Annotated in this window: 15 protein-coding genes; 2 read left to right on the forward strand and 13 right to left on the reverse strand. The window is 53.1% G+C overall.

The features are described 5' to 3' along the window. Nucleotides 1–372: 372 nt before the first annotated feature. From CFI03_RS29360 to CFI03_RS29390, 8 genes are all read right to left on the reverse strand, one after another. Nucleotides 373–1,203 carry a sugar phosphate isomerase/epimerase family protein gene (locus tag CFI03_RS29360; protein WP_116394434.1) on the reverse strand — a complete coding sequence of 277 codons (831 nt, stop codon included), beginning with the start codon at nt 1,201–1,203 and terminating at the stop codon, nt 373–375. A 118-nt stretch (nt 1,204–1,321) separates the two neighbouring features. Next, entirely contained in the window at nt 1,322–4,249 is a 2,928-nt protein-coding gene (locus tag CFI03_RS29365; protein WP_481857723.1) for an S-layer homology domain-containing protein, read from the reverse strand. Further along, on the reverse strand, nt 4,197–6,977 hold the full coding sequence (locus tag CFI03_RS31490) for a hypothetical protein (RefSeq protein ID WP_481857722.1): 2,781 nt from the start codon (nt 6,975–6,977) through the stop codon (nt 4,197–4,199). The genes CFI03_RS29365 and CFI03_RS31490 overlap by 53 nt, the downstream gene beginning before the upstream one ends. Before the next feature lie 34 nt (nt 6,978–7,011). Beyond that, the gene (locus tag CFI03_RS29370) at nt 7,012–7,902 is read right to left on the reverse strand and encodes a carbohydrate ABC transporter permease (RefSeq protein ID WP_248762611.1); all 891 of its coding nucleotides are present in this window, start codon (nt 7,900–7,902) and stop codon (nt 7,012–7,014) included. A gap of 3 nt (nt 7,903–7,905) precedes the next feature. Further along, the gene (locus tag CFI03_RS29375) at nt 7,906–8,790 is read right to left on the reverse strand and encodes a carbohydrate ABC transporter permease (protein WP_116394479.1); all 885 of its coding nucleotides are present in this window, start codon (nt 8,788–8,790) and stop codon (nt 7,906–7,908) included. Nucleotides 8,791–8,885: 95 nt separating this feature from the next. Further along, complete coding sequence (locus CFI03_RS29380) at nt 8,886–10,241, reverse strand: ABC transporter substrate-binding protein (protein ID WP_116394436.1); 1,356 nt, start codon at nt 10,239–10,241, stop codon at nt 8,886–8,888. A gap of 129 nt (nt 10,242–10,370) precedes the next feature. After that, complete coding sequence (locus CFI03_RS29385; protein ID WP_116394437.1) at nt 10,371–11,933, reverse strand: response regulator; 1,563 nt, start codon at nt 11,931–11,933, stop codon at nt 10,371–10,373. A gap of 3 nt (nt 11,934–11,936) precedes the next feature. Next, on the reverse strand, nt 11,937–13,727 hold the full coding sequence (locus CFI03_RS29390; protein WP_116394438.1) for a cache domain-containing sensor histidine kinase: 1,791 nt from the start codon (nt 13,725–13,727) through the stop codon (nt 11,937–11,939). 278 nt (nt 13,728–14,005) lie between these two features. Here CFI03_RS29390 and CFI03_RS31385 point away from each other — a divergent pair, with 278 nt between their 5' ends. Further along, complete coding sequence (locus CFI03_RS31385; RefSeq protein WP_162862793.1) at nt 14,006–16,789, forward strand: carbohydrate binding domain-containing protein; 2,784 nt, start codon at nt 14,006–14,008, stop codon at nt 16,787–16,789. 65 nt (nt 16,790–16,854) lie between these two features. Here the strand turns inward: CFI03_RS31385 and CFI03_RS29400 are convergent, their stop codons facing one another. Then, nucleotides 16,855–17,139: a hypothetical protein gene (locus CFI03_RS29400; protein ID WP_116394440.1), complete on the reverse strand. Its 285-nt coding sequence runs from the start codon at nt 17,137–17,139 to the stop codon at nt 16,855–16,857. Nucleotides 17,140–17,279: 140 nt separating this feature from the next. Between CFI03_RS29400 and CFI03_RS29405 the strand changes: the two genes are divergently transcribed. Next, the gene (locus CFI03_RS29405) at nt 17,280–17,897 is read left to right on the forward strand and encodes a DUF975 family protein (RefSeq protein ID WP_116394441.1); all 618 of its coding nucleotides are present in this window, start codon (nt 17,280–17,282) and stop codon (nt 17,895–17,897) included. Nucleotides 17,898–17,947: 50 nt separating this feature from the next. Here CFI03_RS29405 and CFI03_RS29410 read toward each other — a convergent pair whose 3' ends face one another. The 4 genes from CFI03_RS29410 to CFI03_RS29425 all read right to left on the reverse strand — a co-directional run bounded on the left by CFI03_RS29410 (nt 17,948) and on the right by CFI03_RS29425 (nt 21,558). Next, nucleotides 17,948–19,222 carry a hypothetical protein gene (locus CFI03_RS29410; protein WP_116394442.1) on the reverse strand — a complete coding sequence of 425 codons (1,275 nt, stop codon included), beginning with the start codon at nt 19,220–19,222 and terminating at the stop codon, nt 17,948–17,950. Then, nucleotides 19,203–19,745, reverse strand: a complete 543-nt coding sequence (locus CFI03_RS29415; protein WP_116394443.1) for a sigma-70 family RNA polymerase sigma factor — start codon at nt 19,743–19,745, stop codon at nt 19,203–19,205. The genes CFI03_RS29410 and CFI03_RS29415 overlap by 20 nt, the downstream gene beginning before the upstream one ends. A 385-nt stretch (nt 19,746–20,130) precedes the next feature. Further along, complete coding sequence (locus tag CFI03_RS29420; protein ID WP_116394444.1) at nt 20,131–20,565, reverse strand: rhodanese-like domain-containing protein; 435 nt, start codon at nt 20,563–20,565, stop codon at nt 20,131–20,133. Between the two features lie 105 nt (nt 20,566–20,670). After that, complete coding sequence (locus CFI03_RS29425) at nt 20,671–21,558, reverse strand: LysR family transcriptional regulator (RefSeq protein ID WP_116394445.1); 888 nt, start codon at nt 21,556–21,558, stop codon at nt 20,671–20,673. Between the last annotated feature and the right edge of the window lie 16 nt (nt 21,559–21,574).

A 21,574-nucleotide genomic window follows, 5' to 3' on the forward strand; every position in this document is an offset into this window, starting at 1 on the left:
GATCTTGGTACACAGACTATTTTACGTCATCTGGTAGAGTTACTTTCTCGATGGCTTAACGATGCGGCGCATCGTTAAGCTTGGAATGGTCAAGATGGAAGGTTGCTAGATTGCGGGGAGTGGTGCTCTATTAGCGGGCTGGCGGCAACAAACTGCGGTAGTACAGGTAAATGTGATCCACCGTAGCTCCGAGGGCCATCGTCATGCAAAAGTGCAGGTCATTCGCTCGTTGCAGCGCCTGGAATGGTCTAGATGGAAGGTTGCTGGATTGCGGGGAGTGGTGCTCTATTGGCGGCTGGCGGCAACAAACTTCGGGAGCACAGGTAAATAGAAAAGGCTCTCCCTGGCGGGAGAGCCTTTTTTTATCCTCGATTAAACATTAGCAAACACCTTATCAAAGCCGGCTTTGGAGCGTTCAAGCGCTTCCTCGACCGAGCTGACGATGTCGCCCGGCGCAAGAATTTCTTGCGCAACCGCGCCGGTGTAGCCGATTTTCTTCAAGCTGCGCAGGAAACCAGGCAGATCGATGACGCCTTCGCCCGGATACACGCGGTCATTGTCCAGCACCTGTTCGACCGGAATGTCTTTCGCATCGTTAATATGAACATGAACGATTTGCTCAGGGGACAGCTTTTCGATATCCTCCGTGCCCAGCCCGTTTGTATACCAATGATACGCATCAAACAGGAGGCCAACGTTCGGAGCATTAATCGCATCGGCAAATGCCAGCGTATCCTCCATCGAATAGATAAACGGATACTTCCAAGCCGTACGCAAATGATGCGGTCCAACAAACTCCAGTCCAAGCTTAACGCCGTAATGATTTAATATATTTGCAGATTCTCTAAGACGGCGGACCGCCTGAATGGTGAAAATCCCCGGGGATACGTCTGTTGCCGGCAAAATATACGTGCAGCTTGCCGTACAACCCAGCTGTGCCGCCGCTTTCGCCTGCTCCTCCAGCTGAGGCAGCCCGTCCCGGAACGCTTCGTCCGTCGTACGCCATTCAACCGGGAAGCCGCACGAACCGACCGAAATCCCGTTCGCCGACAGCAATTCCCGTGCGCCTTCCAAGCCGTATGTATGAATAAGACCCGCAGCATCCAGATCTACCGATTGAAATCCGTAACGTGCTGCCTGCTCAATAAAGGCTTTGTCATCACCGATTGGTCCAAGTCCTGCCCGCGTTAATCCTTTCAGCATCTGATCAGCTCCATCCAAATGTAAATAGGTACAAGTATCATTATACAAGAGCCTATCCCCCGTCTCTATTATAAAAAGGCGCCATAACTTTCGTTAAATGGCGCCTTTTTATTCTGTTTTACTGTAGCAGCCTGTCGAGCAGGCGGGCTAGCCCAACAGCCGCTTCGGCGCGGGTAACTTCCTTGTCCGGAGCGAAGTTTCCGCTTTCGGTACCATTCATCAAACCGGAAGCAAAAGCTTTGTCTACCGCCTCAAGCGCCCAGCCGGAGATCGCGTTAATGTCGTTATATTGATGTCTATCCGTCACGCCAACCGTCCCCATCTTAAGCTCAAAAGCTCTTACAATCAGAGCGGCCATCTCTTCCCGGCTGATCTTGTCGTTAGGCGCAAACGTATCCGCGTCGCGTCCATGAATCAGACCGGCTTGCGCGGCGGCCGCAACCGCATCGGCATAAAAGGCTTCTGCATTTACATCCGTAAACGGCAGGTTATCAGCCGCGGGCAGCTCCAGCACCTTCGCAAGAATAACCGCGAATTCACCGCGCGTAATCGACCGGTTAGGCGTAAAATGCTCCGTATCCGTACCGTTGATAATCTGTAGTGCTGCAAGCTGCCTAATGGAATCGCTCGCCCACGAACCATCCGGTACATCGGCAAAATGCTTCTCTCTCGTCAGCACCGCGTAGCTTCCCGACTGAGTAATAAACTCCCGGATAACTGTCCCTTCCTTATCCGTACGGCCGCCGGCATAAATCCATCCGCCGTCCGAACTGCCTGCATAAATGCCGGCAAGCTTTGGATTCAGCTCCTTGCTTACCGGGAGCTGCAGCAGAACAGGGTAGGCCCACTTCGTTAAAGGCTGCTTGATACCAGCTGCCGTCCATACGCCAACCTGGATATCGTATACCGTTCCCGATGCCTTCCACTTCTCGGTTGCTGCCGAAGAAGCTGGCGCCGAACCTGCCGAGGAAGTCAATGAGATATAGAGACTTGCTCCCGTGCCCTGCCCGCTTGCGGTGAGCAATTGGGAAGCGGCTTGCAGCGCGCCGGCACCTACCGTAAGGGCCGCATCGCCGATCTTAACTTGCAGATTGTTTTTCCCAAGCAGCGCTCCCGCCTGAAGCGGCAGCTTCAGCATGGTTACGCCTGCCGGAGCATTCAGCACAACCGTACCTTGCCCTGTAGGCTTGAGCTGATCGGCCGTCACTTCCCAAACCGTCTTATCTTGAGGGGTACCCGGATTAGAAGGCCCGCTTGGCCCCGGATCCGTAGGACCGGTTGGATCAGTCGGATCGGTATTCCCTTGATACAGTCCAATAGAGTCAAAGTACAACGTACCGCTGCCCACCGTACCGTCCCCTTGATTCACGTAAAGCGAGAACTCCGTAATCGCGTTCAAGTCCAGCGTGCCGTTGCCCGCCGTATTCCACGGCGCATGCACGAACTGATCAAACGGCATCTTCAGCACCTTTGCCTCCGTACCGGTCAACGTCACGTAGTACTCCCAGGTCTCGCCGTCCGACTCCTTGAATTGCACAACCAGCTTCCGGCCGGAACCGTCCGGCGTATACCAGAACCGGATACCGTCCTCGCCGCTCCAATCCGACAAGCCGAGCAGCTTTGTTGCTCCGGCAAAATTGGTTGCCGCATCCGGATAAGAGTATTCGTACTTCATGCCGAAACGTCCGCTTTCCTTATGCCCGGCATCCGGCGTTATCGTCAGGCTGCCGCCCCAAGGGTTGCGGGAATATGCCCCCAGAGCAACCAGCTCCCGGCCGTCATAATAATCGAAGTTGTCGATTACCGGAATAGTCGTCAGCCCAACATCGTCCAAGCTAACCGAATACGATCCGGTTGAGCCGCTGCCTTTGTTCACGTATATGGAGTATTCGGCTACGCTGGATACATCCATGATGCCATCCCCGGTTGACCATCTAGTACGGGTTAAACCTGCAAGCGGAATCGTCACTAACTGTTCCTCCGTACCGGCCATGCTTACCTGCGCTTCCCAAATATCGCCGTCGGTCTCTTTGAACTGGAAGGTCAGACCGTGATTCGCGCCGTTTGGCAGCATCCAGAACTGTACGGCATTGCCGCCTTCGGACCAGTTCATGGCGCCAAGCGCCTTGTTTACGCCGGCGTAACCTACCGCATCGGTTAAGGTGTAATCCAGCTTCAGCGCGTAGCTGCCGCTCTTTTTCCAAGCCGAATCCAGTGATGCTGTAATCATATCGCCGCTTGTATTGCGAGCATAAGCCGCCCCAACAAGCGAGGAGCTGCCTTGATAATAGTCGAACGAATCAATATCCTTGAGCTTCGCAGCCTTGATATCATCCAGATAAATCGCGCCGGTACCGGCTTCTCCCGCTCCGCGGTCCACATAAACCGAGAACTCCGCAATGGAGCCGATGTCGAGCTTCCCGTTATCCTTGCCGCTCCAGCTTGGCATGGCAAACAGATGGAAAGGAACGCTAACGGTCTGCGCGGCCGTGCCGGAAGTTGGGATCTTCGCTTCCCAATACTCGCCGCTTGTTTCCTTCACCTGCACCGTCACGCCCCGATTCCGGCCGTCCGGCTCCAGCCACAGCTGAATACCGTTGTTGCCGGTCCAATCAATGCCTCCAAGCTGTTTGGTCACGCCGCCAAAGCCCTTGCCGGTTAAATCATAAGCCAGCTTCAGACCTAAACCGCCTTCGCTCTTATGATCGGCATCCAGAGACAACGTAATCGGACCGCCATCCGGGTTAACCGAGTAACCCGCGGCCAGCTTGGTATTATCCCCGTCATAGCCTTCGAACGTATCAATCGTTGGCAAGCGATAAAGCTTAATATCGTCAATCATTAAGGTCGTATCGCCGGCCGGTCCGTCGAAATAGAATCCAAACGAAGCGGCCCCGCTCAAATCAACTTTACCGTTGCCCTGCCCCGCGTGGCTGCTCTTCCACCAATCAGGAATATAGAAGTTGCGGAACGGTAACTGCACCAGTACCGGCTCATTGCCGCTGATGCGGGTATCCGATTTCCACACTTCGTTTTGCGTGCCCATTCCTTCGGTCAGCTGCAGCGTAAGGCCAACCTCCTTGCCGCCCGGGTTTACCCACAGCTGAATGCCGCTGTTGCCCGACCAATCGGCGCCAGCCAGATCCTTCTCCATGCCGCCCCAGCCTTTGCTGAGATCCGTAACAAGCTTCATCGCATAGGCGCCGTTCACCTTGCCCGCCCACCTTGCCCGCCGTATCCAGCGACAACGTTACCGGCGAACCGTCCGCGTTCGCTTTGTATGCTGCACGGAGAGCGTTGTTCGAGCCTGTATAGCCTTCAAAATCATCGATAATCGCCGATTTCTTGATCTCCGCCGGCGGATCCAGCTTCGCGCCGCCTACCCCGATCTGCAGGCTGCTGACCTGCGGATTCCAGCGCTGGTCCTGATGGCTTTCCGGCACAACCGGGAACTCAAACTTCACGTAACGCGTGCCTGCAGGCAGCTGATAAGCGATATAGTCGGTTTTCGCCCAGTATCCTTCGCCCAGCTTGCTCGTCTTCACCACATTCGTAAATTCGGTAAAATCCGTGCCATTAGCCGAGGTATAGAACTTGAAGTCCGGCAGGACGTAATCGGCCGGGTTCTGCCTGGCGTACTCGTAGAACTTGAAGTAATTCATATCGCCGTCCGCCTTGTACGTGAACCATTCGTGCTCGTTGGACGTACGGGACAGCCGCTTCGCGTCGCCGCCGAAATATTCCGGCGTATCCGATGAGAAGCCAAGATTCGCCGAATGCGAATCCATCTTGAGGAAGTTATTCAGATCATCGGATAAAATCCCGTTCGTAATGCCGCCCTGCTGCACGGAGTCCGGGAACGTAAGCGCCGTGCCGTCATGCTCATACTCGATAACAACCTTGCCCAGCTGTCCCGAAGCCGATGCGGCGGGATAATCGATCCGCAGCACTTTTATGCCGTCAGCCAGTTCGCCGGTTGTATACGACCTTTTTTTCCACGAGCCGCCCGACTCCGCCGCTTCCGCATCAACTGGCTCAAACGCCGAGCCATCGGACGAAGCAGACAAACTGAAGTTTTGATCGCTGCTTGCCGAGGCAACATAACCTTCCACAGTTACGGACTTCACCTTTACCGGCGTGCCGTCATCATGAAGCGGAATCGCGTATTGCACGCTTTGCTGGTTGTCGGTTGCCAGAGCTTTAATACGGGATACATCCCCGCCAAAAGCACCCGGATCACGGCTTTCGTATTCCAGATCCGAGGTATGGCTGTAAAGCTTCCCGAAATTGCGCATTTCGTCCTGAATGACATGCTTTGCCGCAACTGGTCCAACAACAGCCGATGGTGCCGATTCTCCCGCGCTGTTCTTCGCCGTAACCCGGTAGTAATAGGTCTGACCCGATACGGCACTCGTATCGTCGAACAACTGGGATTCCGTAGGTACCGCGTCATACACGTTCTCGCCAACTACCGTCCAGCCGCCATCAGGCTGCTCCGAGCGTTCAACCCGGTAAGAAGAAGCGCCTACCGAGCCCAGCCAGCTGATCGTCGATACGGAATCAACCGGCAGCATCACGGGAGCTTCCGGCTTCGGCAGCGCAGGTGCTTCGCTGAAGCCGCGGATCTCAAACGCTTTGTCCCTAAGCGTATTCAGCATATTCGTCTCGTCAAAGCCGTCGCCCGAAGGGAAGCCCGGCCAGCGGTACGCCCCGTAAAAGACGCCGTTAAACGTCGATTCGGTATGCGGATAGAAGCCGCCGTCCCGGCTATGGTAACGAAGGCTCCAGATCATCGCGCCGGAGGTGCCGTTCTCGATCGCGTTATCGAGGAAAGCGCTGAGTTCATTCGTTGGCTTGAAGCCAAACTCTCCAACGATAAACGGCTTTTTGCCCGCTGCCTTGTTCTTGTCGACGTTCACCTGGGACGCATAACTCGGGTAATGGTCCGGGTAGTAGTGATTGGAGACGATATCGATCGCGTCATCCGTCAGGGAAGCATCGTCGATGCCGTATTTGCCGTCGAGCACGAGATGGTTGGCGTCGATGCTTTTAATATAAGCTGCCATATCATGCGTCCAGGCCGAAGACTGAGGCACCAGCTCGTTGCCCGTCTCCCACGCCAGAATCGTTGGATCATCCTTGTAAGCAACCCCGGTGAACGTATTCACGCGATTGAGCGTATACGAAATGACCGACTTGAAATCCGCGATCAGCTGCGGATCGGTCCAGAACGCGTCTTTGCTTTTGCCCCGGAAGGCCGCGTATTCCGCAATCCCGCCTTGCCATTGATACTGGTCCACAAAAGGAAGAATGAGATGAATCCCGTACTCTCCGGCCAGTTGGATCATTTTATCGTAAGCGACAAACGCATCTTCGTTAAAGATCAGCTTATCGTCCGAGCCTACGCCCATAATGTGGCGCACCATGTCGGCGGGATCATCCGCTTTGCGTACGGACAGCACGTACGGCCTAGTTACCGTTCCGCCCATCTGGACAAGCGTCTTGAACGCATCCTCCTGCTCCCACTCGGTTGGCGTTCGCCAGTAGATATCCTCTACCATCGACAGGGTTGGCACGTTGGCGGAAATAAACCGGAACTCCCGATCGCCGTCCATCAGCTTATCGCCGCTGCGCGTGATGAATGCGGATTTCGCAGCTATCGGCGCATCGGCTTCCTCCGCGTATACCCTCGAGCCCTGGATTCCGGGAATAACAACGGAAGCCGCTACGAGCACCGCGAGACCAAGCGACAGCATCTTCTTGCGTTTAAACATAAGTCCACTCCTTCAAAGGTAATTGAGACTTTAGTTATTTGACCGAACCGTTGACGATCCCGGAGAAGATGAAACGCTGCATAACGAGATAGAGGATAGTCGTCGGAATAAGAATAATAAGCAGCGCCGCGCATACCACGTTCCACTGCGCGCTGTTGACGCCCACGAAGTTCATCAACCCCGTCGAGACGACCCGCAGCTTCTGCGACGGCATGTACAGATACGGGATATACATATCGTTGTAGATCGATATGCTCTTCAGAATAACCGCCGTCGCCGTCGCCGGCGCAAGCAGAGGGAAAATAATCGAGCGGTAGATTCGGAACAGCGACGCGCCTTCGATCATGGCGTTCTCGTCGAGATCGTAAGGAATGTGGCGGATAAACTGCAGATACAGGTAGATCTGCACCACATCCGTCCCGATGTACAGAAGCACCGGACCGTACAGGGAGTTAAACAAGCCAAGCTCCTTGATAATGCCAAAGGTAGCGACCTGCGTAGTGACGGACGGAATAAGCGTGGCCGCCACGTAAGCGCCTAGAATCCAGGATTTCAGCTTGAAATTAAACCGCCCAAGCGCAAAGGCCACCATCGTCCCCATTAGCACGTTGCCTAGAACGGACAAGCCGAGAATCGTGCCCGTATTCATAAAAGCGTTCAGCATATCCCCGCGGTGGAACACCGTGGAGAAGTTATCGAGGTTAGCAAACGAATGCGGGAAATCAAAGACGCCGGACTTGGCATACTCCTCATTGCTCTTGAACGCGTTCAAGACGACGACATACGGCGGGAACAAAATAACAAACACGGCGGCAAGCAGCACCGCGTATTTCAAAGCCGCGGCAATCGTGCGGGAGGGCGAGACCGTGACCGGTTGAGCGGTTACGGTGCCGGCACTTTTTTTCAATGATGTCTCCAAGCTCATGCTCTAATCCCCCCCTCGCAAAATCAGCTTCCGCTGTACGAATATCACCAGCACAACGATAAACAGCAGCACCATCCCCATCGCCGATGCAAGCCCGTAATTGCTAAAGTTAAAAGCCGTCTCGACAGTCTGGGTAACAAAGGTCTGACTGGAGCCGGCCGGTCCGCCCTTCGTCATGACAAACGGCAGATCAAATACTTCAAGCGCGCCGCTGACTGTCAGCAGCATGCTGAGCTCCACGATCTTGATGATGCTCGGCCAGGTAATGTAGAGGAAGGACTTGAACGGTCCCGCCCCGTCAATCTTCGCCGCCTCGTACAGATCGCCGGGAATCGATTGTAAAGCGCCTAAATAAATAACCATGTTAAAGCCCATAAACTTCCACGCCGAGATAAAAGCAAGCGAGTAGTTGACGATCGCGGCGTCTCCCAGCCAGCTTTTGATCCAGGATTGCAGCCCGACGGAAGTCAGCAGCGCGTTCAGCGAACCGTTCTGCGCATCGTAGACATAGGTGAACATATAGGCAATGGCCACGCTGTTCATAATGTAAGGCAGGAAGAGCAATACCCGGAACGCGTTGCGCCCTCTTAACCGCGAGTTGAGCAGCACGGCAAAGAATAACGCCACGATGTTCTGGACGATCCCCCCGATAAAGTACACGAAGTTATGGGAAAGAACCTTGAAAATATCCGCGTTCGTAAAAATCTCCTTATAGTTGCTAAGGCCTACCCAAGCCTTCTCCGGGCTGTAGCCGTCCCATGAGGTAAAGCTCAGCCAAGCCAGATATAGCGCCGGGTAGAAGGAAAATACCGCAAGCAGCAGCAGCGGAAGCGTGAGGAAGGAGACTAGTATGACATAGCGCTGTACCTTGTAACTCATTGCAAACATCGGCAACCCTTCTTTACTCCTTGATAAGGAGGAAGAGAAAACGTTATCGATTCCGCCGATAAGCATCTTCTCTTCCTGTTAACCCGCTATGAACCTTATTTTCCTAAGGCTTTCTTGGCGTCTTTCCACTTCTTGTTGTAGGAATCAAATACCGCTTTCATGTCTTTGCCCATAATCGCGTCTTGAGCGAAGGCGCTTGTGTCGAATTGCATTTTGTTCGCAATCGCGAGGTAGTCGTCGTTCTCGGCAGCCATCTCGATTACCTTCGGATTGGTCGCCATAAATTCGTTCAGCTGAGCCAGCTTAGGCTTCTTGTCTTTCAGAACGGGGATAAAGCCCGCGTAATCGTCATAGCCGGATTCTTCGATCAGGAATTTGAGAAAGGCTTTTGCCGTTTCCGGATTTTCGCTGTTTTTATCGATGCCGTAGTAATAGTCGGAAGCCAGAATCACCTTCGCTTCGCCGCTGTTGTCGAGCGGTAGCGGGAAGAAGCCTACGTCCTCCGCGGCAGCGCCGTTGTCTACCACTTGCGGCACTACCCAGTTGCCAAGCAGGAACATGGCGATTTTGCCGGAAGCGACATCCTTCTTGGAGCCTTCCCAGTTCGTCGACATCAGGTCCTTCTCAACGTAACCGCTGTCCACCATTTTCTTCAGGATGGAGAACGCCTGCCAGTGCGGTCCATCCACCGCAAACGGTTCATCCTGCGTCGCCATCGTGTTGTGCAGGGACGGGTCATTGGCGAAAATAAACGCCTCCTGATCCCAGCCGTACAGCGGCCATTTGTCCTTGAAGTTAGTCGCGAGCGGGATGATGCCCGCTGCTTTCAGCTTTTCGGCTGCGGCATACAGCTCGTCGAGCGTCTTCGGAACTTCGGTAATGCCGGCTTGCGCAAAAGCTTTTTTGTTGTACGTGACGCCCATCGCGGCGCTGCCGGAGGAGATGCCGTACAGCTTGCCGTCCTGGCTGCGGTTGTCTTTGAAATAAATACGGTCGTTCAGGCCCAGATCATCGAGAGGAAGATAAAAGTTCGGCAGATCCGAGTTTTTCACCGTGCCTGGGATTAAGCTGATGTCGGCAAGTTCGTTGGATGCCATGCGGATCTTGGTGGTTTGGTCATAATCCTTGATCGCTTCGATCTCCACCGTCGCGTCCGGGTATTTCTCGTGGAATTTAGCCGCGTAGTTTTTGAGCTCCGTATCCACCAGGTCCGTCCGGTTGGTTGTGAACACTACCTTGCCCGCGATCTTCGGAGCAGCCGGCTCCTCGCTGGCTGCGGCGTTTGTTGCGGCTGCGTTATCAGCCTTCGTTGTTGCGGCGGCATTATCCGCTTTATTGTTGCTTGGCGCTGCCGTTCCTTCGTTGTTCCCGTTATTTGAGCCGCATCCTGCTGCCATTGTCATTGCAAGGCCTAACACGGCCATGGTGGAAATTAACTGTTGCTTTTTCAAACCCGACTCCCCCTCGAATATGTGGTGAATGCGCTTACTTACAAAACCGATTATAGAGAAAGCGCCTTCGCAATTTAATGTCGCGGTTTTTTGTTTATGGTCTTTAATTTGGGTCTTAAAAAAATAGGATTATATATTCCGGTACTCCTTAGGCGTAATGCCTACCATTTTTTTAAACACCTTATTGAAATAAATAGAATCCGGATATCCAACCTGTTCGCCGACCTCGTAGACCTTCAGGTCCATCCGCTTCTTCAGCAGCTCCTTCGCCTTCATCATGCGCAACTGCAGCACGTATTGCGTGATGGTCAGCCCCGTCTCCTGCTTGAATAACGTGCTGAGATAACTCGGGTTAAGGAATACCTTCTCGGACAGCTCGGTCAGTTCAAGGTCTTTATCGTAATCCTGCTGAATCAGCTGTTTAATCGTCTCAATCACCCGGTTGCCGCCCTCCTTGCGCGCGGAAGCAAGCCGGTACAGGGACAGCTCCAGCAAATGCTGGATTCGTTCCTTCAGCTCCGTCAGGTTAAAAAAGTCCGCAACCGACTGGTAGACGCCCACGCCCGGCGGCGTCAGCTTGACCAGCTCGTCAAGCAGGCCGTCTACTTTCTGTACGGCGGTATACAGCAGATTCGCCATAAACTGGACGAGATCCGGATAAGGCGGCCTCACCCGCTCGATCTCCGCGAACATCCGCTGAACCGCCGCCCCGATGCCTTCCGCATCAAGCCTTTCGAGCGCCTGGGTAAAGCCGCCCGTCAGCAGCCCGGTGAAAAAAGCAGGATCCGCTGGAGCGTTTGGTCCTTCCTTGCCCGTCACAACGGCAAACGCTTCGCGCTTGTAAATGCCGGCGCAGGACAACGCCAATGCCTCCTGATAAGCGCATATCGCCTTATCGCTCCCTTGATATCCGCCGCTGATTCCGATCGCAAACTTGCCTTTGGCGGCAAACTGCAGGTCGTTCATCAAGCGAAGCGCCGTTTTGTGAGCAAGCCTGCCCGTCTCCTCCTCCTTGGGAGCAGGAACCAACAGGGCGATAATCTGCGCCTCCATAGCCACGCTCTCTATGCCTTCAGCCGCCATCGTCCTTCCCCATTCCAGCAGTTGCTCCTTCATGCCCTGATTGGAAGCCCGGACGGCAAGCACCGCGTAAGGGCACTCAAATATAACCGGTAAGGAGAGCTCCTCCACCCCGGCGGATACAGCCGTATCCTTATCGCCGCCCAGCAGCCGGCGCAGCTGCTGCTCCTGCAGCAAAAGATCGCTCATTTGCGCTTTTTTGCTTAGCAGCTGCTCCTTTTCTTTTTCCTGCTTCGCCGCCTTAAGCTCCTCGTGAATATGAGTAAGGTTCGCCAGCAGCTCTTCCTTATCCACCGGCTTAATCAGATAATCCTTTACGCCATACTGCATGGCGGTACGCGCATAATCGAAATCATTATAGCCGCTCAAAATCAGACAGCGCGCATCCGGAAGACGGCGTCTTAATTCCTCTATGAACTGCAGCCCGTCCATATAGGGCATTTTAATATCGGTAATGACAACATCCGGAGAGAGACGGTCCAGCTCCTGGGAGGCCTCAAAGCCGTTCGAAAAGCTGCCGACAACCAGATATTCCTCGTTCAGCTTGGAAATGATCTTCTCCAGCCCGCGGCGGATCAGATCCTCATCGTCGATAATCATAATGCTCAGCATTTGTTATTCACCATGCTTTCTCGGAAGTTTTAGATAGACGGCTGTTCCTTCTCCCCACTTGCTCTCAATCTCCAGCCCATACGTCTCGCCGTAATGCAGCTTGATCCGTTCATTGACGTTACGCAGGCCTACCCCGGTCTTGGAGCTTCCCGCCTCGCGCGTACCGTTCATTGATTGGCGGAGCAGATCCAGCGTCATGCCGTCCATCCCCGCACCTTCGTCTTTAATAGAAAAAATAAGCAGCTGCTCCTTCAGCTCGGCCGACAAGCGGATCGTAACCTCGTTGGGCTTGCCCTCCATGCCATGGAGAATCGCATTCTCGACAATCGGCTGGAAGGTCAGCTTCATGACCGGGAAGTTCATCAGCTCCTGCGGAATGTCGAAGGCAACGACAAACCGGTTGCTGAACCGGTAGCGCAATAATTGAAGATACCGCTCCAAATGCTGCAGTTCTTCCCTTAACTCAACCGTCTCCCGCCCCCGGTTAATGCTGTATCTTAATAGCTTGCCAAGCGTAAAGGTCATCTCCGCGACCTCTTCGTCATCGTTAATCTCGGCGGTCATCCGGATGGTCTCTAACGTGTTGTATATAAAATGGGGATTGATCTGGCTTTGCAGCGCCTCCAGATCGGCCTCTTTTTTGCGGGACTGGATCACGTAAATTTCAGAGATCAGCTCCTTCATCCGCCTGAGCATGCGGTTAAATTCCGTGCCGAGAATACCCACCTCGTCCTTCTGCTTCACGTCAAAGCTGACGTCCAGGTTGCCGCCGCGCACCGTGCGCATCAGGTCCGTCATCTGGCGGAGGGATCTGGTCATCATAAAAGCCAATATAACCGAGACAAGCAGCGCAAAGCCGATAATCCCGATGGTTGTCGTAAGCGTGACGTTCCGCGTCAACTGGGCATCGTGATGCAGATAGTTCACCGGAACAAACGCGAATATTTTCCAGCCGGTATCCTTGGACACGGAGTAACTGCATATGTAAGAGAGGCCGTCGACCACGACATTAAAGCTGCCCTGATCGCCAACGGCTTTCTGAATGACCTCATTGCCCGTTATATTGGTAGCGGTCAGCACATGATCGCTGTCATAAGCCACATTGTTCTGGCCGTCAATAATAAGGGTCTTCCCGTTCGTTACCGTATTCAGCTCCTGCACGACATCCTCAATAACGTGAATGTCGGCATCCACCGCCACATAGCCGATTGTCTCCAGCGTGCCGATATCCCGGATGCTCCGGAGCACCGTGAACAGATATTGCGGAGTGCCGTTCGCGCGCATCACCCGCTGGGTCGGGATAATTACGGGATTGCCGTTGCCCTGCACAGCGAGCCGCTTCCATTCCTCGTAATGGCTCATCATATCCTCGCGGATGGCATCCGTCTTGATCCGGTAGAACACGTTGCCGTAATTATCGTAGAGATAGGCGGAATAGAGATTTTTCCTCATGCTGTCGAGCAGGCCGATATAGAAGTCCATCTGGCGCTGCTTCTCGAGCGTCATCTCCTGATGGCTCATGTATTGCTGCATTTCGACCGAGTAGAGCGGAATTTTGCTGACGGTCATCATGTCTTCCAGATGGCTGTCCAGATTCGCCTGCATGTTGCTGATCAGCTCGGTGACGTAATTTTTTGTATTCTTATTAATAGATTGAATGTAATTCTGATAGGAAATAAATCCCGTAGCCGAGATAGGAATAATAATAAGAACCACGAATACGATAATCAGCTTCTTCTGCATGGTCATGCTGCTAAACCCGTTAATATGGAAAAGGCCACGTCCTATGTTCATTTGCGCCGGCTCCCGTCACTCAAATATGTAAGCGTTTACTGTGATTCTGACACAGAGCCCAAGAAACAGGCAACCTTTTCTTCGTGTAAATCGGGAAGGCCTAAACAGAGTGCAATAAACCTAAAAATTAGCCAATAGTCAGGGGGCTGCGGTTGGCGTTAGATTAGTAGCACGCGGCCTGCGTATTTCGTGCGGAAAGGAGGTAAAGCGTTTACATTTTGTCCCAGGCCATGCGTGCTTGGCTGCTATTAGCCACCCAAATTGAAGGAGGTTATCGTGTGATCACCACTAGATTCCGTATGCTCTCCTACTCCCTTGCCCTGCTTCTGGCCTTTATGTCTTTGTTAGCTCTAGTCGGACCTCCGGCGAAAAAAGCTTCCGCCGCCGTCTCCGGCTTCGTCACCCGCTCCGGCAGCCAGTTGATGCTGAACGGCCAGCCTTTCCGCTACAGCGGTCCCAACATCTATTGGCTTTCCCTGGACGAGAATCCCGTCGAATATCCGACCGAATTCCGCGTAAACAATGCCCTGCAGACGGCAAAAGAAATGGGCGCAACCGTCGTCCGCTCCCATGCCGCCATCTCCTTCGGCTGTCCGAAGTGCATTATGCCATCGCTCGGTACATACAACGAGACCGCCTTCCAGAAGCTTGATTACGCCATCAAAGCAGCCGGCGACGCCGGACTTCGTCTTGTTCTCCCGCTCATCGACCAATACGATTATTACCACGGCGGCAAAAAATCATGGACGCGCTGGTTCGGCTATCCCGACGACGGCATCAGCTACACCGGCTACGAGTTCTACAACAAGCCGGAGATTATCAGCGCCTTCAAGCAGCATCTAAGCGTTCTCCTCAACCGCACCAATACCTACACCGGCGTCAAATACAAAGACGACCCGACCATTATGGCCTGGGAAACCGGCAACGAGCTGGGCTGGTACGACAATCCGACGGCCATGAAGAACTGGACGCAGGACATTGCCGATTATCTGAAAAGCATCGACGGCAACCACCTCGTCATGGACGGAACCTATGGCGTGAAGGACGCTCATCTTTCCATCTCAAGCGTAGACATCTACAGCGACCACTTCTACCAATGGCCGGCCGTTGGCGCCTGCTGCAAAGGCTTGTCGGTTACGGAACTGAATACGCAGGCAAGCAAGGTTCAAGCCGCCGGCAAAGCGATGGTTGTAGGCGAATTCGCTTGGAACCTGGAAACGTACGGTACGCTTGCGAACTTCCTCTCCGCCATTGAAGCCCAACCGGCGATTGCCGGCAGCAACTATTGGGCATTGTTCGGGCAGAACGACGATTATGGCTATAAAGTGCATAACGACGGATTCACCATCTATTATCCGGGCACGACAACGGATATGCGGACCAAAGCCCAGCAGCTGCGCAACCACGCTTACGCGATGCGCGGGATAGCCGTTCCTGCTGCGGGCGTTCCTGACGCGCCGCTTATTACGGGCCATCAGGCAAGCGGCGGCAAGGTTCAGCTGAAATGGAGAGGTGCGGCTGCGGCGGACAAATATACCGTCGAACGGGCAACAGCCGGTGCTAGCGGACCATGGACCGTTGTCTGCAATCAATGCGCGACGGACAATGATACACCATGGACCGATTCGACCTCCGTCTCGGGCACGGCTTATTGGTATAGAGTAAAAGCCCATAACCTTGCTGGGGTTGCCGGAGCCTACTCTCCTGTTTATGCTACTGGCGGAACGGCCCTGCCTGCTCCGGGCGCTTTTACGTTGTCGTCCCCGGCAAGCGGCGCCACGGTCCAAAGCGTGCTGCCGACATTCGGCTGGAATGCCTCCAGCAACGCCGCAAGCTATACGCTTGTTGTTGCGGACAACAGCTCCTATACGAGCCCGGTTATTAACGCCAGCGGACTTACTTCTACTTCTTATACTCCAGGCTCCGCGCTTGCCTACAACAAAACGTACTACTGGAAAGTAACGGCCGTGAACGGCACCGGGTCCACGGTGGCATCGAATGCCGGCCAAACCTTTACGACGGCAGCTCAATCCACGTCGGTTGCGATTGATGCCTTCGATTCGTACAGCTCGGACAGCGCGCTGCAAAGCGCTTATGTCCGCAATACGGACGGCGGCGCATTGACGGTTACAAGGGATACCGCAAACAAAAACGACGGCACCTACGGCATGAAATTTGCCTATACCATCGCGGCCTCTCCTGCCAACTTTGCAGGGGCAACCAAGCAGCTCGGCACGGCCGACTGGTCCGGAGCAACCGGATTATCGCTTTGGCTCAAGCCGGACGGGTCGAACCGGACCCTGACGATTCAGTTCAAGGAGACCAGCGGCGAGCTATGGGAAACGTACTATACGTTGTCCGGCACAACCGCGGGAATCGTCAATCTGCCGTTCAGCTCCTTCAACCATCCGGGCTGGTACAGCGGCGGCAACGGCGTGAAGGACCTGAATACGATTAAGGAATACAGTATCTACGTGAATCAGGGCTCCGGTTCAACGGGCAGCAGTTCGATTTATATCGACTCCGTGACGGCGGGTCAAGTCGGAGGAGGCACGCAGCCACCAAGCGATGCCATCGACAGCTTTGACAGCTACGCTTCGAACAGCGCGTTGCAGGCCGTCTACACGATGAACTCGTCCGGAAGCGCCATTACTCCAACTCTTGATACGTCCGTCAAAATCGACGGTACGAACAGCATGAAGCTGAGCTACAATATTACGACGGCCGCCAACTATTCGGGCGTCATTCACCCGATCTCCGCCAGCTGGACCGGCAAAACGGGCATCAGCTTATGGGTGAAGCCGGACGGCTCAAACCGTACGCTGACCGTCCAGTTTAAGGAAGCCGGCGGCGAACCGTGGGAGACGACCTATGTGCTCTCCGGCACAACGGCGGCAACGATCCAGGTTCCTTTCAGCAGCTTTGCGCGCCCAAGCTGGTACAGCGGCGGCAACAGCTCGCGCGATCTTGGCTCCATCGCCGAGATTAACTTCTATATTAATCAAGGCTCCGGCAGCACCGGCAGCAGCACGATTAATATTGATGCGGTAAAAACGTATTAAGACGGTTAAATAATAAAGCCCACTCAAGCGCAGGCTAATTGCCGGCTTGAGTGGGCTTTTTTCTCTTAGGATAATGTCGCGTATAAAAGCAAAGTCCCAATACTGCCCACCCATAACATAGGCACACAGTTCGATAGAATCGCTGCCCTTTTGTAACTCCGATGAAGAGTCCAGGCAACAATCGAGCAGGCGATCATAAAGAGCGGGTAAACGCCAAGACCTAGTACAAACAAAATGTTTAATGCCGAAAAGCCGCCGTCAAAGGACATGAAAGACATCCCAAACGTAAACAGCCACGGAATCAGAAACAGCAAATAAATAATCTGGCTAATAACGAGAAACTTCTTCAATGATTATCCCCCTAAATTCTATATGACCTTAATAGTTCGCTGTGCAGAAAAAATATCCTTTTCCTTATTTTCAGGAATGTTCCCCGCGTTCCCCCCGTATATTTAGATGGCTATTCATCTTATTATTTAAGGAGGTACATATGAACGCATCGTACTCGGAACTGAGGGCCAGAGCGAGAGAAAGCCTGAGAGGCAATTGGGGAAAAGCGATCGGAGGCTTTCTGCTGGCCATCTTAATGGCGGCCGTTATCGGTCTGATCAATTATTTGATCCCGGTGCTCGGCAATGTGATCAGCATTCTGATCAGCGGCGCCATCTCACTTGGACTCATCAGCTTCTATCTGGGCATTGCCAGGAAAGAAAATCCGCCTGTATCGGAAGTTTTCAGCGGCTTCGCCCAATTTATTAAAGCGTTCTGCCTGTACTTTATGATCGGACTGTTTACTTTCTTATGGACGCTGCTGTTTGTCATTCCGGGAATTATTGCGGCATTCCGTTACTCGCAAGCTTATTTTATTCTCCGGGATAATCCGGATATCGGCATTCTGGAAGCCATCAACGAAAGCAAACAAATCATGAAGGGCAATAAATGGCGCTACTTCGTTCTGCAGCTGACCTTTATCGGCTGGGCAATCCTGGCCGCGATTCCTTTTGGCCTGGGTTATCTGTGGCTGTGTCCATACATCAGCGTTACGCAGGCTCACTTCTATGATGAAGTGACCGGCAGACATTCGCCTCCAACCCCGGATTCGTTTTAAGCGTTTGCCAACAAGAAAGAGGCAGCGGGATTCCGCTGCCTCTTTCTTGATTAACCGGAGAAGTCGCTTTGCCGCAAATGAAACACCCATGGTCCGCGGAGGACAACGTCAGGACGGTTGATATGCAACGTTAGGTGCTTACTCCCCGGTTCTATCGTACATTCCAAATATACCACTTCGCCCGTTTTCTCCTTAAGCTTCGCCATGCCGCTCTCCTCGGCGCCAATCATATATAGCGAGGAAGGCGCCTTCTCGTCATAGTGAAGATCCGTGTAAACCCTAAGCGTCGTTGGGGAAGTCTTTTCCACGTGAGTAATGGTAACCGGATAACCGGCAATTTCGAAGGTTTGGTTCAGGCTATCCGTTGTCTCGGCCGGTACTTTTACTTTGACCTCATCTTGGTATTCGACGTTAATTTCCGGAATCGTAAGAGTGTAGGTTTCATCGGGCGTGCGGCCAAGCGGAAAGTACAGCTCGCTTTGGGGACTGCTCAAGCCTTGCACCGTGGTAATCTCCAGCTTTTTACCCGCTTTATTCACCACATGAAGCTTGAGACTTTCCTCATGCATGTAGACGCCATGGATCCCGTAATCGATGATGCGGAAATCCTGCCGTGGCGGGGTAATAATAGACACCCTTGCACTCTCCTCTACCTTATCGGTAATAGCCGTGATGGACAGCCCATTTGCCGTAGAGGTTGGACCAAGCTCGGAATAGCTGTCGAAGGATTCCGCCTTCGTTAGATGAATAGGCACTTCTATTCGAGCTTCTTCCCCAATCATCAGCTTGATATCACCCTGTACGTCCAGTTCTCCTTTATGCCAGAAAGAAGACGTCCAGATCGTTCCGCCCCATGAAGCCATAGTTGTGTCAATCGTTACGGCCTCACCCTGTGCATTAATTAGAGTAACATCCTTTAATCTGGCTGTGTTTTGCCCGGTCATCGTAATATAGGTCATTTCATGGTCGGACATCATGCCTTTAATAATAATCGTTCCCTCTTTCCCAACCTTTACGGTAATAGGCTTGCCCAGAATATAACGTTCTTCCGGAGACTTCTCTTCCTTCACCATTCCGGTACCGGGAATAAATTGCAAGGCATTCTGAATAGCCGCCCATACCTTCGTATGGTTAACTAATACCGTTGATATTAGAAGGACAACAATGACAGCAGCTATAGAAGTCCATCCGCGTCTTAATCGCGTAAACTTTCGTCTCTCTCTTCCTGCTTGCTCTATACCTAGGCGTGCCCTATAACGAAGCTGCTCAGAGGGAATGGGAATGGTCTGCATTTGCTGCTTTATTTTATCGGAGCCCGTATCCATAAACTCCATCCTCCTCTACCCGTTTCCTTAGCTTTTTCAACGCCCGATACAGCAAGGTCTTTCCCGTGCCTAGCGGTATATCCAATACTTCCGTAACTTCCCGGATCGTAAGATCATAATAAAATCGCAGAATAACAACGCTTTTCTCTTCCGGCTCCAAAGCCTCCACCAGTTCCTTTAACGTAATCGACAACGTAAAGTCCTCTTCATCGCTGACGGTAATCGAATCCAAATACTCCGGTCTCCATTGAATTTGTCTCTTCCGTTTGCGCAGCAGATCGATCGAACAGCTTATCGCTATCTTAATGAGCCAAGTTTTGAAGTAAGCAGGCTCCTTCAGCTTGCTTATCCCCTTGAACGACCGATATGCCGTTTCCTGAATAACGTCCAAGGCATCCTCTTCGTTCCCCACATGCACATATGCCGCCCTATACAAATCCTCTTCATGCTGCTGAAAAAGCTCCAAGTACGCGGACTCGTCGCCGCGCTGCGCCTTTCTCACCAGATCAATAATGCCCCTCACCTACTTTGCTTTAACCTCTCTCTTCTATAGATTAGACGCACGAGCGTTTCGTTTGGCTTTCACAAGAGAAAAAAATTCAAGCAGGCTAACCCAGCCCGCCCCCGGCCGCATGCGACAAACTCTAACGAAACTGTAACACGCTATTTCAGCAAAATGGAGCCTTTTGGAATTCTAACGAAACTACCTATCGTTATTCCCTGTGTATATGCCTCTTTTCACTCAAAATCGGCCAAATAGCGTTACCACGTTTCGTTAGATTAGAAATGAAGTTATTTTTGGGCAAATAAGGTTTCGTAGTTTCGTTAGCGGGGGGAGCGGATCGATCAGCACAGCAAAAAAACCAGATTCCCCTCTCCGGGAATCTGGTCCGCCACTCATTCATTCACTAGCCCACCATCGGTGCGGTTTCCACATGCGTGCCTTCCACCGGGTTGCCCTCTTTGCGCCAGTACTCGATGCCGCCGATCATTTCTTTTACTTTAAAGCCTAAGCCGGAGAGGCGCGCCGCGCCTTTGGTGCCGCCGTTGCACGCCGGGCTCCAGCAGTAAACGACGATGAGCTGCTCCTTCGAGAACGATGCCGTTGTTTCCGCCGTCATCTCTCTGGAAGGCAGGTTAATCGCCCCCGGAATGTGGCACTCGGCATACGCTTTCGGGCTGCGTACATCAATCAGTAGAAAGTCGTCAAGGCCGTGCTTCATATCGTAGTAAACATCCGCTACGTCCGTCTCAACGGAAAGCTTGTTGATATAGTGGCGGTGCGTAGCTTCCGGTGATGCGGCAGGAGTTTCAAGGACGAGCGAAAATGGTTGGTTTGTCATAGGGAGTGCCTCCAGTTAGGGGATTTGCCAAATGCCTTGGCTTGTTGAATTCAATATAGCATGATCCCTAACATCGGAGTTATCGATCGTTTTCGATTGCATACTTCAATGATTCTGATGATTGCCCTCGCCGATTAATTCCACGAAGCCAACAAAGGCTTTGGACTGCCATTTCTTCTTCGAATAAATCAGCTGGGTATAGAACCTGCAGGCCGGATGGTTAAAAGGCAGCGCAATCAGCTGCTGCTTCCGAATTTCCTCGGCAGCCGCGATACGCGGCAGCAAGGCAACGCCAAGACCATAAACCACGCATTGCTTGATAGCCTCCATGTTCCCGAATTCGTAAGAAGGCTTACTGTCTATCTCGCCATCCCGCAGCACTTTGAGCAGCATGGCCCGGTACGTGCAGCCATCCTCGGTGAGGATAAGAGGCTCGCCCGATAAATCCTCTGCCCGGACCTCGCTTAATGCCGAGAACCGATGCTCGGGACTCGCGATAATAACAAGCTCCTCTTCTCTCAACACCACCGTATGGAGCTCCGGATCCGAGAACGGCGGGTCCAGGATAATGCCTACATCCATCGTCCCCTCTTTGACGGCTTCTATGATAAGAGGCTCATTCCCAGGCTGCAGCATGATGTTAATATCCGGATACTGCTGGCGGTAAGCCTGCAAATACGGCGGCAAATAATAGGCAGCCAACGTCTCAATCGTGCCGATGGACAACGTTCCTTTGGACTGCTTCGACACGATTTCTTTCGACTCTTCGTGGAGCCTGATCACTTCTTTCGCGTAAGGAAGCAGCGCTTCGCCGGCGATCGTCAGCCTCATGCTCCGGCCGAACCGTTCAACCAGCACGGCTCCGTACGACTCCTCCAGCCGCTGGATTTGCGTCGTAATGCTGGACTGGGCATAGCCCAGACTTTCCGCCGCGCGGGTGAAGCTTCCGTGCTTCGCGACTTCGCAGAAGGTTTTCAAATAGGTTAATTCCACGCAAGACACCTCCTTT

Origin of the sequence: Paenibacillus sp. ATY16 (genome assembly GCF_003399985.2) — a bacterium.
Lineage (GTDB): Bacteria > Bacillota > Bacilli > Paenibacillales > Paenibacillaceae > Pristimantibacillus > Pristimantibacillus glycanilyticus.

What these genes read in the sequence shown, in the direction of transcription:
- CFI03_RS29405 (WP_116394441.1), top strand. Translation starts at nt 17,280, where the DNA reads ATGAACGCATCGTACTCGGAACTGAGGGCCAGAGCGAGAGAAAGCCTG.
- CFI03_RS29360 (WP_116394434.1), bottom strand. Translation starts at nt 1,203, where the DNA reads ATGCTGAAAGGATTAACGCGGGCAGGACTTGGACCAATCGGTGATGAC.
- CFI03_RS29375 (WP_116394479.1), bottom strand. Translation starts at nt 8,790, where the DNA reads ATGTTTGCAATGAGTTACAAGGTACAGCGCTATGTCATACTAGTCTCC.
- CFI03_RS29365 (WP_481857723.1), bottom strand. Translation starts at nt 4,249, where the DNA reads ATGGGCACGCAAAACGAAGTGTGGAAATCGGATACCCGCATCAGCGGC.
- CFI03_RS29390 (WP_116394438.1), bottom strand. Translation starts at nt 13,727, where the DNA reads ATGAACATAGGACGTGGCCTTTTCCATATTAACGGGTTTAGCAGCATG.
- CFI03_RS29420 (WP_116394444.1), bottom strand. Translation starts at nt 20,565, where the DNA reads ATGACAAACCAACCATTTTCGCTCGTCCTTGAAACTCCTGCCGCATCA.
- CFI03_RS29410 (WP_116394442.1), bottom strand. Translation starts at nt 19,222, where the DNA reads ATGGATACGGGCTCCGATAAAATAAAGCAGCAAATGCAGACCATTCCC.
- CFI03_RS29385 (WP_116394437.1), bottom strand. Translation starts at nt 11,933, where the DNA reads ATGCTGAGCATTATGATTATCGACGATGAGGATCTGATCCGCCGCGGG.
- CFI03_RS31490 (WP_481857722.1), bottom strand. Translation starts at nt 6,977, where the DNA reads ATGTTTAAACGCAAGAAGATGCTGTCGCTTGGTCTCGCGGTGCTCGTA.
- CFI03_RS29370 (WP_248762611.1), bottom strand. Translation starts at nt 7,902, where the DNA reads ATGAGCTTGGAGACATCATTGAAAAAAAGTGCCGGCACCGTAACCGCT.